Source organism: Pantoea sp. LMR881 (genome assembly GCF_027157825.1).
Lineage (GTDB): Bacteria > Pseudomonadota > Gammaproteobacteria > Enterobacterales > Enterobacteriaceae > Pantoea > Pantoea haifensis.
This window is the reverse complement of sequence record NZ_JAPVOK010000002.1, coordinates 2,894,898-2,910,924: the sequence shown is the minus strand read 5'-3', so window position 1 is coordinate 2,910,924 and position 16,027 is coordinate 2,894,898. Positions and strand designations below refer to the sequence as shown.

Sequence of the window (16,027 nt, the reverse complement as noted above, 5' to 3'; positions counted from 1 at the left end):
CTGGAATGACCCTGATTTAAGGCGGTTCGGGCAGATTAGTGCTCGCGTGTCTTACGGAACTTCACCTCAGGATAACGCTCCTGAGTAATGTTCAGATTTACCATGGTAGGTGCGATATATGTCAGGTTATCGCCGCCGTCCAGCGCAAGGTTTACCTCGTTTTTACGTTGAAATTCGTCGAATTTCTTCGCATCGCTGCATTCAACCCAGCGCGCAGTAGAAACGTTGATCGACTCGTAAATCGCTTCAACGTTGTACTCGCTTTTCAGGCGAGCAACGACCACATCAAACTGCAAAACACCGACAGCACCCACAATCAGATCGTTATTGTGAACCGGACGGAACACTTGCACCGCGCCCTCTTCAGAGAGCTGAACCAGTCCTTTCAGTAACTGCTTCTGCTTAAGTGGATCGCGCAGTCGGATGCGACGGAATAGCTCAGGCGCGAAGTTAGGAATACCGGTGAACTTCATGTTTTCACCTTGTGTAAAGGTGTCACCGATCTGAATCGTGCCGTGGTTGTGCAAGCCAATGATGTCGCCAGGATAAGCCTCTTCAACGTGCGAGCGATCGCCCGCCATGAAGGTCAACGCATCGGCAATCACCACATCTTTGCCGATACGGACCTGGCGCAGTTTCATGCCTTTTTCATATTTACCGGACACCACACGCATAAATGCCACACGGTCACGGTGTTTTGGATCCATATTGGCCTGGATCTTAAAGACGAAACCGGTAAATTTCTCTTCTTTGGCTTCCACGGTGCGGGTGTCGGTTTGACGCGGCATTGGCGTAGGTGCCCAGGAAACCAGGCCATCCAGCATATGGTCAACGCCAAAGTTACCCAACGCCGTACCAAAGAATACTGGCGACAGTTCACCTTTCAGGAAGGCGTCCTGCTCAAATTCGTGCGATGCACCTTTTACCAGTTCCAGTTCATCACGTAACTGCGCAGCCAGTTCTTCACCCACTGCGCTGTCGAGTTCTGGATTATCCAGACCTTTAACAATGCGGACTTCCTGAATGGTGTGGCCCTTACCGCTCTGATAAAGATAAGTTTCATCGTTGTAGAGGTGGTAAACGCCTTTAAACAGCTTACCGCAGCCAATTGGCCAGGTGATCGGTGCACAGGCGATCTTCAGTTCATTCTCGACTTCATCCAGCAGCTCCATCGGATCGCGGATGTCACGGTCGAGTTTGTTCATAAAGGTCAGGATTGGCGTATCGCGCAGGCGGGTAACTTCCATCAGCTTGCGGGTACGATCCTCAACGCCTTTTGCCGCGTCAATAACCATCAGACAGCAGTCAACTGCCGTCAGAGTGCGGTAGGTATCTTCCGAGAAATCTTCGTGGCCTGGGGTATCCAGCAGGTTAACCAGACTGTCACGGTAAGGAAACTGCATCACGGAGGTGGTGATAGAGATACCGCGCTGCTTCTCCATTTCCATCCAGTCAGATTTGGCGTGCTGGTTGGAGCCACGGCCTTTACTGTACCGGCGGTCTGGATCGCCTGTCCAAACAGCAAGACTTTTTCGGTAATAGTGGTTTTACCGGCATCCGGGTGCGAGATGATCGCGAAGGTGCGGCGGCGTGCCACCTCTTCTAAAAAGGGATTAGACATGGAATTCTTCTCAACGAGGCAACGCTGCGGCAACTTGCCAGGCGCTGCTAATAAATCACGGTGGCCGGTATAACCTTACCGGCAGGTAATCGGTGCCGAATGCGAAAATTTATCGTCGGCTGATAAGCGCGACGTGACATTGGCGGCGATTCCGGTTACCCCATCAGTATTAAGGCGGCATAGCATACAATATTTTGTGCGCGCTGTCCCATTCGTGGCGGGAAGAAAGCGGCTGCTTTATGTCCGCTCAGTTGTCGCATAAAGCAGCGTCGCCCTCTCCTTGCAGAAAGGGCGGGAAGAACATTAACCCAATACCTTCACAACGCAAGATTTAAACACCCTGACGCCGATGTCTAGCGAGCTCAGATCAAAATGCATATCCGGGTGATGCAGGCCCGGCACCAGGTTCGTGCCCAATCCCCAGAAGCCTGCTTTCACACCCGGACGTTTCACCGGATAGTAGAAAAAGTCTTCGCTGCCAGGGTGGTTTTACTGCCGAGCAGCCCTTCCTCTCCCAGCACCTCAACAATGGCTGCGCGGATAACCGCTGTCGCTTCATCATGAATTTCCGCGGCGGGCATCTCTTTTAACACAACCACTTCAGCACTGGCTCCCAGCGCCGCAACGCTGTGGGTAATCGCTTGTGTCACTTTCTCTTTCAGCAACGCCATCGGTGCGTTCTCTTGCGAGCGCAAATCCCACACGACACGCGCTTCATCAGGTACTGAATTGGTCACACCGGCATCGCATAAAAACCGCGTCGCTTTTACACTCCAGTTCAGCCCCGGTGAGAGATGAATACTCTTTACCGCCTGTACCGCCTGCACGGCTGCATCTAAAGCGTTGACGCCAAGATGGGGACGCGCCGCGTGTGCTGGCTGGCCCTTGATGGTCGCTTCCAGCGTACTGCACGCCGAGTACACCACCGCAGGCACCGCCTGACCAACAACGCACTCTTCCAGCGGACGAAGGTGAAAGCCTAAAATCATATCAACGTCGTCAATGGCACCGCCCTCTACCATCGCCAGCGCGCCTGCACCCAGCTCTTCCGCGGGCTGAAACAGAATCTTCAACCGTCCACGCTTCACCGCGCCTTCTTTCAACAGCTCCTGCGCTGCCGTTAACACCACAGAAGCGTGCCCGTCATGGCCGCAGGTATGACGCGCGCAGTGCTCACCATCAATAATGTGGCCGAGCGCATCCATATCAGCGCGCAGCGCCAGTACCGGCCCCGCGACGCCGCTGTCAATTTCAGCCACAATGCCGGTGGTATTATTAATGCCACGTGTGACTTTCAGCCCGGCTTTTTCTAACTGTTCGGCGATATAAGCAGACGTTTTAAACTCTTCGAATCCTAATTCTGGAATCTCATGCAGATAGTGGTAATGCTCTAAAACGTTGGACACGGCTTCTCTCCTAGACAAACAAACGCATGACAAACATGGCAATCAGCGCATTAACGATGCTTACCAGCATCAGTAGCGGCCAGTATTTTTTTGGTACATCAGCAACGCCTAACAGACGCCCCATATACTGCAACTGCGATCCCATCAGGAAAATAGCGGGCGCTAAAATAGTAATATCCGCACCGGTCAGTAGCCCTTTAGTCAGCAAACTCACCGCCACGCCCGTGCCCGCCGAGGATGAAAGCCATGCGGTAAGCAGTACGGTAATCGCCTCGCCAGGCAAACCAAACAGCCCCATCACGGGCTCAAAAACGTGACCGAGAAACTGCATGATGCCCAGAAGATTAAGCACTTCTGCCAGAACATAAGCCATTACCACATTGGGCATCAGGTTGTGAATTGCAATATGAAAGCCTTTGCGCGCACCCGTAACAAATACATCAAAAGGATTTTGGCTGACTTTAACCGTGTTATTATTTTCCATCGACGAAATCCTTTTTATATACGCTGCTTAATACGAAGCGCGTAATTGCCGCGCCAACGAACTTCAGAACAAACATCAGCGCCAGCGGAATAATCACAGGCAATGTCATTGAGGCAAAAAGGGCTGAACCAATAGCAAAATAGTTATTAATTAAACCCGCACCTGAATATTGCCAGGCACTCATCACCACAACGTCTTTTTTCGTAACCTGATTTTGGTCATACATCTCTTTGGTCAAGGCCGCCCCGGCATCGGTACTTTGCAGATCGGTAATCAACGCCAGCCCGCAACGTCCCGGCAGCCCCATCAGCGGCTTAAGCAGAGGCGTTAATAATTTATGTGCCGCTCGGATCGCGCCGTAATGCGTAAAGATCTCAAGCACGCCAAGCGCCAGCATCACGGTTGGCGTGAGGGATAAGGCAAACAAAAAGCCTGCTTTCGCACTTAGCCCGCCCGCGCCAAGAAAGGTGTTGCTGGCAGGATCTTTCATGGTGCCGAAGCTTCCACCCAGCGTGGTGAAATCAAATGCTCCGAGCCATTTCAGGCCATCGACTTTATAGAACAAACCTGAAAAAAACAGAATCGCAATAATTAACGCCAGATAACTGCCTTTACTTGTGGTGACTTTTTCAGAGGGGGTTAATGTTTCATCCGACATAACATCTCCTGCTTAATTTGCCTTGCCGTTTATTTGCCCAGAGGCAAGTTCCAATATAGGGAACTCACTACTAAGCAGGATCTATGCCAGAGCCAGCTCTTTATTATTTGCACAAGAAATAAATGTTTAGTCGCGATGTGTTTGATGGAATATCCACCATCTTTAGCAAAATATTATTTATTCATTAACATACCTGTAAAAATAATATTTTCGTCACGCCATTACTTTTAAGCTCTTTTTCATCTTTGCACCAGCATTGCGCAGGCCCGCTGCACTAAAAAGGTGCCACTTCCCCTCAAAAGTAAAAGCGGACAAAAATGAGAATCTCTCGCATTCAAAATCCTGAATAATTCTTTTTAAATCAACGATATAAAAACGGTTTTTTTAGGGAAATCGCTTTCCCTGCCGCAAAGGTTTGATGCATAATTCACCTTCTCTCACCTGCTTAACTTATCTTATACAAGGATGCGGCCATGCTGACTGCTGAAATGACTGGACGTTTAAACAACCAGCTAAACCTGGAATTTTTCTCTGCCAATCTTTATCTACAAATGAGTGCCTGGTGCAGTGATAAAGGCTTCGAAGGCGCAGCCGCGTTTCTGAAAGAGCACTCCCGGGAAGAGATGGAGCATATGCAGCGCCTGTTCGATTACCTTAGTGATACCGGTGCCATGCCGGTGTTAGGCACCATCGCTGCGCCACCCGTTGCGTATAACTCCCTGACCGAACTGTTTCAGCAGACGCTGGAGCATGAACAGCTGATTACCGACAAAATTAATGAACTGGCCCACGCTGCCATGAGCACGCAGGATTACTCCACGTTTAACTTCCTGCAATGGTACGTTGCTGAGCAGCATGAAGAAGAGAAGCTGTTTAAAACCGTGCTGGATAAGCTGGCGTTAGTGGGTAATAGCGGTGATGGCCTGTTCCTGATCGATAAAGATCTGGCACGTATGAACGCCGAAAGTCACGGCGGCGCGTAATCGCCTGACAAAAAAAGCCCACCTGCGACGGTGGGCTTTTTTGCTTAACCGAGGCGGTAATATGCACTTTTCACGCCATTAACCCACAGTTCACGGGTTTCTCCCGCTGGTAGCCGCAGCGCAAGTTCACGCCATGCCGGTTGATAATCGCCGCGTTTTTCCAGCGTGAGATCGAGCCGCGCTGCGCTGCCTTTCAGCGTCCAGTTGAGCCAGAGCGCGTTGCCTTCGCGCCAGCCGTGACTTTCTCCATCATCATCAAACAGTTCTCCCTGGCTGATGGCATCGCCGGGCGCTGGCCACAATTGCAGTTCCCGCACGTTATCCAGCTGCGCGTTAGTGGTACTTTCGCAGCGCCCCAGTGGAATTGCTGCACCGGCACGCACCAGCAGAGGTAAGCGATCCAGCGGTGCATCCAGCGTTACGCGCTCACCGCCAGGATACCAGTCGCCGCTGTGCCAGTCATACCAGCCATGCGTATTGCGCGGCAGATAAACTTCGCGTTGACGTGCGCCCTGCTCTACCACACTGGCCACCAGCAGATCGCGGCCTAACATGAAGTCGTCACACTCCTGATAAGTAATCTCATCCTCTTCATGATCGAGAAAGGTTGGCCGCAGCACAGGCTCATCATACGCGCTGGCCTGCCATGCCAGCGTATAAAGATAGGGCATCAGACGGTAGCGCAGGCGTATCGCTTCACGGATCATTGGGGTCGCTTCGGGATACATCCACGGCTCATTGACAGTATGGTCATCATTCCATGAATGAATGGTAAAACGCGGATGCATCACGCCATTCTGTACCCAGCGCACAAACAGCTCGGCGTCGGGCTTATCACCGGAAAAACCGCCCACATCATGGCCGACATTAAACAGTCCCGACAAACTCATGCCTAACCCCATGCGGATGTTATAGCGCAGCGTCTGCCAGTTAGTGCGGTTATCACCGCTCCAGGTTTGTACATAGCGTTGCATACCAGCACAGCCGGAGCGTGAAATCAGGTAAGGTCGTTTTTCTGGGGCAAAACGCTGCTGCGCTTCCATCGATGCACGCATCATCAGCAGCGGCATTACCGGACGAATATGCTTAATGGCGATCTCCTGGCCAAAGCCGTGACAGCGTGCTTCGCCGTCCCATACTTCATATTCGTTGTTATCGTTCCAGGTTGAATCAATGCCCTTTTCCAGCAACTGTTCAGTGACGTTATCCTGCCACCAGCGCACCGCTTGCGGATGAGTAAAGTCGAGATGCGAACCTTCATCATCCCAAAACACCGAACGTTCCGGGCGATCCTGCTCTGAGTCGCGAATAAACAACCCTTGCGCTGCCACTTCCTGATAGCGAGGATGATCCTGTAACAGACAGGGCTTGATATTGGCTGCCAGCTTCATTCCTGCCGCATGAAACGCCTCGCTCATGGCACTGGGATTAGGCACTTTGTCGTAGTTCCAGTTAAACACGTAACGCTTGTTGTTAATTGAGGTATAGCCTGAGGAAAGCTGGAACGAGTCGCAGGGTATCTCATGCTCGCGGCACAGGCGGATGAACGACTGTAGCTGCTGCTGCGCGTCTGGCGCATCGGTGTAATGCATGGTTGAGCCGCTGTAGCCAAGACTCCATTTAGGCTGAAACAGCGTGCGACCCGTCAGTCTGACAAAGGCTTTGGTGACGTCCAGCAGCCTCGGCCCCAGCAGCATGTAGTAGTCGAGATCGCCCGCTTCGGCGCGATAACGACGATACGGCAGATGATAGTTATCCAGCTCATTGCCCAGATCGAGCCAGCTACTGCTGAGATTGTCGTAGAACAGGCCGAAACTCACGCCGTCACGCTGCGTCAGGGTAAAAGGAATGTGCTTATAAAGCGGATCGGTGCTGTACGCGTTGTACCCCATCGCATCGAGATTACGCATCTCAAAGCGGCGATTAACCCGGTTGAGATCACCGGCTTTTTCACCGAGTCCATAAACGCGATCCTGCGGCTGGCGACGCTGATAGTGTTCAACACCGTCGCCGTGGGCATTCAAAAGATAAGCGCCGGTATGACGATCGGCAGCCAGCGGCAGCCAGTTTTCGCCATCAAAATGTTCCCAGCTCAGACACAGTGGTTGATGCACTGTCACGCGTAATCTATCGGTTGCGAGAACAAGCTGCTGTGCGTCATGCGTCACCTGGAACGCTGGCAGGGTAAACCCCTCAAGTGACTCACGATCGCGCCCCTGCCACGGCACATCCTCCTCTGGTGCAATGCTCCAGGTGCGATTCAGTGCCAGTTCGCCGTCACGCTTCAACAGCACACGCATCAAACCGCTCTCCAGTACACAGACGCGAAGAATATGGCGATTTTCGACTTTAAGCTCAACAAAGTGATCGGCCTGCTGATGCAGCGTCCAGTTCTTCAGGGTTTTCATCTTACTGTCCTTATTGATTCGCGTTGCGTTGACGGCGTTCGGCGATAAACATCACCAGGAAAACTGCGCCAATCAGGTCAAAGAAGCCCATGGCGATAAACAGGGGATTAAAGCCGAGGGTGTCGGCGGTTACGCCGATAATCAGAGAGAAAATAAAGCTGGCGATCCAGGCGCAGGAGCCGCGCATGCCGTTGACGGTCGCCATCTGACGGCGGTCGAATTTTTCCACCACCAGCGCGCTTAACATGCAGGAAATCACCTGATGGCCAAAGCCGCCCACAGAAATCAAGGCGATAGCAAGATAAGGGTCGTCAACCAGCGTCACCAGGCCCAATGAGACCATCAACACCGCACCGGTCACCGAACTGGCGACAATAGAATTGACACGCGTCAGGCCAAAACAGCGCACATAGAGTTTGGTCAGATACCCGCTGGCGACGCTGCCAAGATCGGCGGCCAGGAAAGGCAGCCAGGCGAACATCACAATCTGCTTAAGATCCATGCCGCGTTCATTGGCGAGATAGAGTGGCACCCAGAAACTCAGCACGGCCCACGCCGGTTCCGCCAGAAAAGCGGGAATGGCGATACCGTAGAATTTTTTCTCTTTGCCGATCACTTTCAGTGCGCTGAAAAAAGGCAACTTCTCGCCCACCGCTTCGTTGTCCTGATTGATGAAGGCACGTTCTTCATCTGACAGGCGCGGATGGCGTTCTGGTGACTGATAGCCCCACCACCATAAACCGGCCCACAACAAACCCAGCCCGCCGGTCAGCAGAAATGCACCCTGCCAGCCGAATGAGATATGCGCTACGTAGATAATTGGCGGTGCCAGCATCGCACCAACCGAGAAACCGACCCCTGCCCAACCGGCAGCAACCGGACGCTCCTTTTTCGGGAACCAGTCACCAATGGCTTTGGCATTCGCGGGTGTGGCGGCGGCTTCGGATGCACCCATCACAAAACGCAGCAGCGCCAGATGCAGCCAGCTTCCGGCTCCGGCATGCAGCAAACAGGTCAGTGACCAGATCAGCGCACAGATCAGAAAGCCCATCTTCAGGCCAATAACATCAATCAGCCAGCCGCAAACGGGCTGGAACAGGGTGTAAGCGAGCTGAAAAGCCGCAACGACCCAGGAATATTGCTCGGTGCTCATGCTCAGGCTGCTTTTCAGTTCAGGCGCCAAAATACCGAGCGAGTTACGGGTGATGTAGTTAACGGTGACACCCAGCAGAAACATCCCCAGCATCCACCAGCGCAGATGTTTAATCGCCCGCACCGTGCGCGAGGCGCCGATGGGCTTGGTTGTTGATTCGATGCTCATGTGCAACTCCTGTGAAAACTGAGATGGCTGTGAATACTTCACCTCGCCTTGCGGCGTACCACGTTTACCTGCACCGAACATAGAAAAGCCGAAAACGTGGGTACAGCCACTTTTTTGCAAACATTTTCATGGCAAGCTGAATCTCAGCGAAAAACAGTGGCAATTACCCCATCTGACGCGATTCAGCCGTTGTGAAAAATTTTTCATTTGGAGATTTGATGGCGATCACAGAATGAAACAAAGGCTAAAAGTGAGTGAAATTGCCGCCCTGACGGGTGTCTCGATCAGCACGGTTTCGCGCGTGCTGGCAGGGAAATCTAATACCCGCCCCAGCACGCGCGATAAGGTGCTGGCAGCAGCACAACAGCAAGGCGTACTGGACAACCTGCATAGCGGACGCTTGCTGCTGAATAATCTGATGGTATTTGCACCGCCACGCGCTTTTGATGTGCGCAGCGATATCTTCTACTACAAAGTGATTCAGGGCATCAGTCAGGCGGTTGAGCCGCATGAAGTCCGGCTGCGCTATTGTTCGCTGGAGGAGATCGAAAGCGACGCCGCACTGTTTATCGAAAAGATGCAGCAGACCGAAGCAGCATTACTGATTGGGATTGATGACGAACACATTCACCAGCTTGCGGCAGAGATGAACAAGCCGTGCGTGTTAATCAATGCGCTGGATCGCCGTATGCGCCTGCCCTCGGTCGCGCCACATCATCAGCTGATTGGCGAATATTCGGCGCGTTATCTGTTTGAACAGGGACATCGACAAATATTGTCATTGCATTGCCTGCGGCGTTACACCATGGAGCAGCGCCTTCAGGGGGTACGTGATGCATGGCACGCCATGAATCTGCGCTTCGACAGCCGCCAGCATCTGCTGACGCTGACCAGTTTTAGCAGCAATGAGGCAGCAGAGCGTCTCAGTGAATATTTACGTCATTGTCCGCAGGCGCAACGCCCTACCGCCATTCTGGCCAGTGGCGATTACATTGCGGCCGGCGCCGTCACGGCGTTACAACAGGCCGGGTTGCGTGTCCCGCAGGATGTTTCGGTGATGAGTATGGATGGCTTTAACCTTGCCGCGATTCACGATATCCCGCTCACCTCAGTGCAGGTGCCACGTGATGAACTGGGCGAAGCGGCAGTAAGGATGCTACAGCAGCTACGGCTGCATCCCGGCGCGCCGCCCGGCACCCTGCTGCTCAACGGCAAGCTGGTGGTGCGCGAGTCGGTACGCCGTATTCGCGATAATCTCAGCCATGCTCCCGTTGAGCAGCACGGCCTGTACGATTAATCCAGCACTTTTAAACGCAGCTCTGACGGTTGTGGTCGCCCAAACAGATACCCCTGGAACAGCGTACAGCCCTCTTCGCGCAATTTAGCGAACTGATCGCAGTTCTCAACCCCTTCGGCGGTGATCTGGATATCCAGACTGCGGCTCATGCCGGTGATAGCGCGGATAATAGCCAGCGCCTCGCGGCTGTCACCCATATCGTTAATAAACGATTTGTCGATTTTAATTTTATCGAACGGGAAGGATCGCAGATAGCTCAGGGATGAATAACCGGTTCCAAAATCGTCCAGCGCAATCTGTACGCCAAGGGCTTTCAGATTTTCCAGGGTTCGAATGTTACCAAGCGAATCATCCAGCAATACCGATTCGGTGATTTCTACTTCGAGCCGGCTTGGTTGCAGCCCCGACTCACGTAGCGCACCTTCCACCACCGACACCAGCGAGCTGTTTTTAAATTGCAGCGGCGACAGGTTGACCGATACCGACTGTTCACTGTCCCAACTGGCGGCTTCACGGCAGGCCTCATAGAGCGCAAATGCGCCGAGCATATGAATTAGCCCGCTCTCTTCAGCAATCGGAATAAAGTCGTTTGGCATAATCAGCCCTTTAAGCGGGTGATGCCAGCGCATCAGCGCCTCATAGCCGATAATGGTTTTGTTATCGCCGTTGGTGATGGGCTGATAGTAGAGTTTGAGCTGACGTCCGCTGATCGCTTCCCGCAGATCGTTTTCGATAATCCGGCGGCTGCGCGCCACATCATCCATCGCCAGCGTGAAATGCTCATAGCGGTTGCGCCCGTTGCGCTTGGCTTCATACAGCGCCATATCAGCACAGCGCAGGAGCTGCTCCGGTGTATTGGTAACAGAGGAGCTTAAGGCGATGCCCACGCTCAGCCCGACCGACAAGTTGTGTCCTTCGACGTTAACGGGGGGCGAATCGCTTCGATCAGGCGCTGTGCCACCACGCTCGCTTCCTCACCGCTGGTAACCGAAGGCAGCACAATCGCAAATTCATCGCCGCCAATACGCGCCAGGGTATCGTGATCGCGCAGGGTATTGCGCAGACGTTTTGCCACGGCGCGCAGCAGATCGTCACCAATCTGATGTCCCAGCGCATCGTTAACATTTTTAAAGTTGTCGAGATCGAGACAGAGCGCCGCGGTTTGTTTCACGCTGTGACCATCGTTACGCAACGCTTCGCTGAGGCGCTGACGAAACAGAATGCGGTTAGGCAAGCTGGTGAGATTGTCGTGATGCGCCATGTGATGAATGCGTGCATCTGCTGCCCGCTGGTCAGTCACATCTTCTACGATCAGCATCAGATAATTTTGCCGGGCATCCTGTCCATTGATTGCCGTGGCTCGCGTATGCAGAATGCGCTCGCCACTGGCGGTCATCAGTAACTGCTCACGCTCGTGGATCCCTTCGCTGCGCAGCGCCATATCCGCGAGGCTGTTGAAATAATCACTTAACTCCGCTGACATGCACTCATGTGGACGCTTGTTAACAATCAGCGATTTGGCTAAGCCAAACAGTTGCTGTGATTTGTCATTAACCAGCAAAATTTCCCGGGTAATGGCATCTTCCACAATCACGCATGAGGGAATATGCGTGATGATGTTATCAAGGAATTTCGACAGTGCGGTTTTTTGCGCGCTTTGCGCTTCTGCCAGATCTTTAGCGCGCAGCAACTGCTGTTGTTGTTCGCGGCGCTCGGTGTTATCGCGGGTGATTTTCGCAAAGCCAAGCAGCCTGCCCTCTTCATCATGAATGGCATCAATAATGACATGTGCCCAGAACGCGCTACCATCTTTGCGATAGCGCCAGCCTTCATCTTCAAAGCGGCCGGCGGTTAACGCAATGTTCAGATTGCTCTCTGGTATACGCATCTGGCGGTCATGCCCACTGTAAAAAATGGAAAAGTGCTGACCCACAATCTCTTCAGACACATAACCCTTCGCGCGTTGAGCACCCGCATTCCAGTTTACGACGTGGCCGTTGATGTCGAGCATATAGATAGCGTAATCAGTGATGCCTTCAACTAACAAGCGGAACCGCTCCCCTTGCTCATGCTGTTCGCGACGAATACGCTGCTGCTCGGTGCAGTCACGGGTAATTTTGGCGTAGCCAATCAGCTTGCCGGCATCGTCACGAATGGCATCAATCACCACATGCGCCCAGAAGGCGCTGCCATCTTTGCGATAGCGCCAGCCTTCATCTTCAAAGCGGCCGGTTCTGTACGCAGTCTCTAAGTTTTTAGTCGGGATATGGGCGAGTCGATCCTGGGCGCTGTAAAAGCGAGAGAAGTGCTGGCCGACAATTTCTTCTGCCACATAACCTTTGGTGCGCTGCGCACCGGCGTTCCAGTTCACGACATTGCCGTCATGATCCAGCATATAGATGGCGTAATCTGTTACCCCTTCGACCAGCAAGCGGAAGCGTTCTTCGTGCTCACGTTGTTTGCGTTGCTGCTCCTGTTGGTGCGTGCAGTCGCGAGTGATTTTAGCGAAGCCCAGCAGGACGCCGTCATCGTCACGAATGGCGTCGATCACGACATGCGCCCAAAATGCGCTGCCATCTTTGCGATAGCGCCAGCCTTCCGTTTCAAAGCGACCGCTTAACGCGGCGGTATTTAACCCGCGCTGCGGTAATCCTTTTGACGATCGTCTTCGCTATAAAACAGCGCAAAATTTTTACCGACGATCTCCTCCGGCGAGTAACCTTTTGCGCGTTCTGCACCTCTGTTCCAGTTCGCGACAGTTCCATCCGGTTTCAGCATATAAATAGCGTAATCAATCACGCTTTGTACCAGCACTCGATACATAACATCAGAATTATTATCCATTTTTATTTGCCTGCTGCTGTTAAGCCCTGGTGCGGCTTAAGAAAAGTCCTAATCGTTGTCAGACTAAAGCCCAAAGGAGTGTGATCACAAGTGCATTTAGTGAAATGACAAAAGTTAGTAGGTTAGTTATCGGCAATGGAGAGAAAACGCTCAGTTGTTAATCTTGTTCGTACTGTAGTCTTGACTGAATATTCAGCTGGCCCTTTTCTGGCGTGAGGACAGTGAAAAATAGAATTGCCGAGTAAGCGACTTTTACGCCGTTCAGGCTTGCCACGGTAATACGCCTTGCGGCAGGCGAACCGTCAGTCGCGAAGCTAACAGCATAAGTGCCAGAACCACGGCGATCATCAAACACCCTACTGCAGCCGCCAGTGGTGCCGATCCGCCTTCATCAAGAAAGATAATGGTGGGGCCGATCGTCTGGGTTTCTGATGTCACCAGCAATACTGAAACCTGAATTTCATTCAAGGCAGTAAGAAACACCAGCAGCGTACCCGCCAGCGCCGACGGGGCCGCTAACGGCAGCAGGATGTCACGCATTCGCTGCCAGAATCCCGCTCCACATAAGCGAGCAGCTTCGTCCAGCGAGGGTTCAATCTGCGCAAATCCCGCTAATGTTGGCCGCAATACTAATGCGAGGAAATTAGAGAGATAAGCCGCGAGGATAATCCACACCGTGCCGTACAACGAAAACTCCAGTAGCGGCAGCGGGCGCAGGAAAAACAGCATCGCCGCCACGCCTGTGACAATGCCCGGCAACGCATAGGTGAGTTCGCTGGCGAACCATAAACCGCGCACCAGGCGTGTGCGTTGCCAGCTCAGGAAAAAGGCTAAAAATAGTGCCATCACAGTGAGGACAACTGCCGCCAGGCTGGTCAGCCACAGACTGGTGAAGAAAGCGTGGCGCACCGCAGGATAACCCCATAATGCCTGCTGGAAGTTTTCCAGCGTCAGGGTTTGCCAGTTCAGCGCCTGACCAAAACCACGCGTCAATGCGGTCGTCAGTAAGGCACTCAGCGGCAGAACCAGGGTGAGCAGCATCCACGCCCAGGCGGCAATTTCAGTGGGTAAGCGTGCGCTTCCTAAAGTCTGATGCCAGGGGCGTGGCGAACCGCTGACGCGTACATCGCGTTTGTTTCCCAGCCAGGCGCTGAGCGCCATACCCGCCAGGGTAATCATGGCAATCAGCAGCGAATAGACAGCGGTATTCGGCAGTGCGCCCGGACCAATACTATTTAACTGTTGATAAACCAAAGTAATCAGGGTTGGCACCCGCGCCGGAATACCCAGCATCGCCTGAATGCCGAAGTTTCCTACTGCCGCGACAAATGCCAGCGTCGCACCGGCAAAGATTGCGGGACGCGCCAAAGGCAGAATCACCGTGCGCGCAATCTGCCCATGTGATGCGCCACTAATGCGAGCAGCTTCCACCAGCTCGGCAGGCAGGCGACGCAGCCCGGCTCGCACCGTTAAAAATACCAGCGGCGCATTATGCAGACCCAGCAGCAACACGATACCGGCCCAGGAATAAAGCGGCTGCTCGCCCGGTGAAAACCACGGCAGGCCAACGGCGTTAAACAGCGCAGCCAGCGTACTTCCCGGTGCCAGCGCCTGGAGCCAGGCCAGTGCAATCACCTGAGGCGGTATCATCAGCGGCAAAATAAAGGCAAAAACCCATGCGGCTTTGGCTCGCAAGTTCGTCAGCGCCACCAGCCACGCCGCCAGCGTACCGAGCAGTAACGATAACAGTGTGGATGCCATACCAATGCTAAGCGTATTGAGCGTTGCGTTTATCACACGCCTGTTGGCAAGCAGCCGCGTCAAATGAGCAACATCGGGCATGCCTTGCGGTGCCAGTGCCGTCCAGATCAGGCGGCCAAACGGTGCCACCGACAGCAGCCCGATAATCACCACCAGCAGCGCCAGCACCAACGGCTCTGCGCGCAGCCGCCTGCGCGTGGCTGCACTCCGACGCCATTCGTTGCTCAACACGCTCACAATCAGCCACCAAACAGTGCGGTAAATTCGTCGCGGACCTTAGCATCATCCGCAACGGCTTTCGCCACGTCCGGCGTCAGCAGTTTTATCTGATCGACTGGCGTGAAGCCCTCCGGTGCGGCCACTCGGCTATCAACCGGACGATTACCCTGCTGTGCAACCAGTTGCTGCCCTTTTTCCGACAGCAGAAAATCAACGAAGGCTTTCGCGGCAGGCAGGTTATGCACTGACTTCATGATGGCAACCGGCTCTGTTACGTAGGAAACCCCTTCCTGGGGATAGACCAGATCGATTGGCGAGCCCTGCTTTTTGGCGCGGATGATGTCGGCATCGGTGATCACGCCATATTTATCCAGCCCGCTGGCAACTGCTTTCAAAGCCGGACCATTGCCGCCCTGGGGCGCAATTCCCAGTGCCGCGAGCTGTTTGTAGAAGTCCCAACCGATAGCCGGCGTGTTGATATCCGTGTGCAGCTTATAGAGCGCCGCGCCAGAATAGAGCGGGCTTGGCACAGCAATCTGTCCTTTATTATCGGCTTGCAGGAGGGCTTTCCAGCTGTCGACCGGTTTGGCACGCTGGGTGTTATAGGCGATCACCGTGGCGATGATTTTGGTGCCAAAAAGGTTTTGTCTTTGTCATAAAACGAGACGTTAAGGTTACTTACTGGCGCATCGTTATAGTGATAAAGACGATCCTCTTTTTTAACGCGCCGAGGTTAATCGCATCCGCCACCAGCAGCACGTCTGGCTTCACCTGCCCGCTTATCATCTCGGTACGCAGCACATTCATCAGTTGCGTAGTGCCGTTGCGCGTCCATTCCACTTCGATGTTGGGATAGGCTGCTTTGAACGCATCCACCGTTTGTTGCGCTATTTCCGGTGCCTGCGAGGTGTAAATAACCAGTTTGCCATCTGGCGCGTCTGCTGCCTGAATCAGCGTTGATGTCGCCAGTCCAGCGATTAACAGCAGCGTTTTTACCGTGGTGCGTAGAGCCATTTTCATTATGT

The 16,027-nt window shown here is 53.4% G+C and carries 7 protein-coding genes and 4 pseudogenes; 2 read left to right on the top strand and 9 right to left on the bottom strand.

Going from position 1 to position 16,027, the window contains the following annotated elements; all coding sequences use genetic code 11:
- Window positions 1-35 precede the first annotated feature (35 nt).
- The 4 genes and pseudogenes from prfC to O3W44_RS15510 all read right to left on the bottom strand — a co-directional run bounded on the left by prfC (window position 36) and on the right by O3W44_RS15510 (window position 4,169).
- A pseudogene (gene prfC, locus O3W44_RS15525) lies at window positions 36-1,621 on the bottom strand (peptide chain release factor 3).
- A gap of 303 nt (window positions 1,622-1,924) precedes the next feature.
- A pseudogene (locus tag O3W44_RS15520) lies at window positions 1,925-3,027 on the bottom strand (M20 peptidase aminoacylase family protein).
- A gap of 10 nt (window positions 3,028-3,037) precedes the next feature.
- Window positions 3,038-3,511, bottom strand: a complete 474-nt coding sequence (locus tag O3W44_RS15515; RefSeq protein ID WP_269293757.1) for a YjiG family protein — start codon at window positions 3,509-3,511, stop codon at window positions 3,038-3,040.
- Entirely contained in the window at window positions 3,501-4,169 is a 669-nt protein-coding gene (locus tag O3W44_RS15510) for a nucleoside recognition domain-containing protein (protein ID WP_269293756.1), read from the bottom strand. The genes O3W44_RS15515 and O3W44_RS15510 overlap by 11 nt, the downstream gene beginning before the upstream one ends.
- Window positions 4,170-4,642: 473 nt before the next feature.
- On the opposite strand from O3W44_RS15510, the gene ftnA reads away from it, so the two are divergent.
- The gene (gene ftnA, locus O3W44_RS15505) at window positions 4,643-5,152 is read left to right on the top strand and encodes a non-heme ferritin (RefSeq protein WP_269293755.1); all 510 of its coding nucleotides are present in this window, start codon (window positions 4,643-4,645) and stop codon (window positions 5,150-5,152) included.
- Window positions 5,153-5,196: 44 nt separating this feature from the next.
- On the opposite strand, the gene O3W44_RS15500 is transcribed toward ftnA, so the two are convergent.
- Both O3W44_RS15500 and O3W44_RS15495 read right to left on the bottom strand, forming a co-directional pair.
- On the bottom strand, window positions 5,197-7,560 hold the full coding sequence (locus tag O3W44_RS15500) for a glycoside hydrolase family 31 protein (RefSeq protein WP_269293754.1): 2,364 nt from the start codon (window positions 7,558-7,560) through the stop codon (window positions 5,197-5,199).
- A gap of 10 nt (window positions 7,561-7,570) precedes the next feature.
- Window positions 7,571-8,881, bottom strand: coding sequence for an MFS transporter (locus O3W44_RS15495; protein ID WP_269293753.1), 1,311 nt, complete (start codon window positions 8,879-8,881; stop codon window positions 7,571-7,573).
- A 232-nt stretch (window positions 8,882-9,113) separates the two neighbouring features.
- On the opposite strand from O3W44_RS15495, the gene O3W44_RS15490 reads away from it, so the two are divergent.
- Window positions 9,114-10,178, top strand: coding sequence for a LacI family DNA-binding transcriptional regulator (locus O3W44_RS15490; RefSeq protein ID WP_269293752.1), 1,065 nt, complete (start codon window positions 9,114-9,116; stop codon window positions 10,176-10,178).
- Here the strand turns inward: O3W44_RS15490 and O3W44_RS15485 are convergent.
- The 3 genes and pseudogenes from O3W44_RS15485 to O3W44_RS15475 all read right to left on the bottom strand — a co-directional run bounded on the left by O3W44_RS15485 (window position 10,175) and on the right by O3W44_RS15475 (window position 16,022).
- Window positions 10,175-13,022, bottom strand: a pseudogene (locus O3W44_RS15485) (EAL domain-containing protein). The gene O3W44_RS15490 and the pseudogene O3W44_RS15485 sit on opposite strands and share 4 nt — an antisense overlap.
- A 261-nt stretch (window positions 13,023-13,283) precedes the next feature.
- Complete coding sequence (locus O3W44_RS15480; RefSeq protein ID WP_269293751.1) at window positions 13,284-15,020, bottom strand: ABC transporter permease; 1,737 nt, start codon at window positions 15,018-15,020, stop codon at window positions 13,284-13,286.
- 2 nt (window positions 15,021-15,022) lie between these two features.
- A pseudogene (locus tag O3W44_RS15475) lies at window positions 15,023-16,022 on the bottom strand (ABC transporter substrate-binding protein).
- Window positions 16,023-16,027 lie beyond the last annotated feature (5 nt).

Bases quoted from the DNA above. Each gene is read 5' to 3' on its own strand.
- O3W44_RS15515 (WP_269293757.1), bottom strand. From the start codon at position 3,511: ATGGAAAATAATAACACGGTTAAAGTCAGCCAAAATCCTTTTGATGTA.
- O3W44_RS15490 (WP_269293752.1), top strand. From the start codon at position 9,114: ATGAAACAAAGGCTAAAAGTGAGTGAAATTGCCGCCCTGACGGGTGTC.
- ftnA (WP_269293755.1), top strand. From the start codon at position 4,643: ATGCTGACTGCTGAAATGACTGGACGTTTAAACAACCAGCTAAACCTG.
- O3W44_RS15495 (WP_269293753.1), bottom strand. From the start codon at position 8,881: ATGAGCATCGAATCAACAACCAAGCCCATCGGCGCCTCGCGCACGGTG.
- O3W44_RS15500 (WP_269293754.1), bottom strand. From the start codon at position 7,560: ATGAAAACCCTGAAGAACTGGACGCTGCATCAGCAGGCCGATCACTTT.
- O3W44_RS15510 (WP_269293756.1), bottom strand. From the start codon at position 4,169: ATGTCGGATGAAACATTAACCCCCTCTGAAAAAGTCACCACAAGTAAA.